Source organism: Veillonella sp. VA137, assembly GCF_003992015.1.
Lineage (GTDB): Bacteria > Bacillota > Negativicutes > Veillonellales > Veillonellaceae > F0422.
Genome location: NZ_RQVK01000031.1, coordinates 1 through 1253, shown reverse-complemented (window position 1 = coordinate 1253; position 1253 = coordinate 1). Strand labels below are relative to the sequence as shown.

General features: G+C 34.2%; 1 protein-coding gene. It reads right to left on the bottom strand.

Annotated features, from left to right (window positions below):
- Positions 1–46: 46 nt before the first annotated feature.
- A partial coding sequence (locus EO116_RS08360; RefSeq protein ID WP_127161428.1) for an ISL3 family transposase occupies positions 47–1253 on the bottom strand: 1207 nt, incomplete at its 5' end.

Here is a 1253-nt window from a genome sequence, read left to right as displayed (position 1 = left end):
GGCTCTTTGTCAAATGTGGGGGCTACTCATGTAAAAGCTTTTAGCGCTAGCTATGGAAATAGCTAGCGCTATTCTTTTTGCTTAACATAAGTATACGAACTCTAAAGCGTTCAAAATGGCGTAACCCATAACTTATTCTCTTTAATACTTTAATTTTGTTATTACAACCTTCAGTAAATCCATTGGAATATGGTAATACAAAGGCATTGACAATTTGAGGGAACCAATTAGTAAAAGATAGTTTAAAATTGTTAAATTCTACTAAATGGCTTCTTTCTACTATGTTCAGCCATAACTGTAAATGTCTTTCGATGTTATGAATGCTAAAGGTTTTAAATACCTTTCTAAAGGCTAATCTAAGTCCATAAGCAATCCGTAAATCATCAGAGATACGTAATATTTCCTGTAGTTTTATCTGTTCGCTTTCAGTTAATCTGTCAGGATTTTTCATAAGTATTCTTCGGTTATGTTTGAGCATTTTAGAATGTGCTACTAATATCTTTTGCTCTCTCTTGCGTACTCGTTCTACAGCCCAATCTACTAAGCGACATACATGATAGCGATCAGCTACAATATGTGCATGAGGAAACATAGTTTGCATCACTAACTTAAATAACGGAGACATGTCCATAATAATATATGTAACTTGTTTTCTAGCTTTTCTAGAAAAGCTAGAAAAATACTGAATTAGTGCATTAGTATCTCGTTTAGGTAAAATATCTACGATGGAATGATTCCTTACATCCGTAATGATAACTTGGTATACTTGACCTCCAGCATTACCTTTATACTCATCGATACCTAATACAGTAGGTAGACTCTTTGGCTTAGGAATAGCTAACTTAGAACAATATCGAATGACTGTAGATACAGAAATGTCACTGCGCTTAGCCATCTCGGTAAAAGACCCTTTTTCACTAAATTGCCTAAATAGATATTCCATATTACTTTTACTAATTTGCAAATAACGGCTAACAAAAGGATTCTTTTCTATGAAAGTATGATGACACTCCTGGCATGTGTAGCGTCTTTGTAAATATGTAGCAGTCACAGGATGATGTTGTATAACACCAAATTTAACCTCCCTAGATCGTTTACCTTTAGACTTTCTAGTGCTCTCTCCACAATGAGGACACACTTGTTCAGCTACCGGCATCTCAAGAGTAAAGTGAACAGAACCGTCCTCATTTACTCTTGTATGTTTGATATATTCCTCTTTAATTTTAAAGATAATTTCTGTATAATTAACTGTA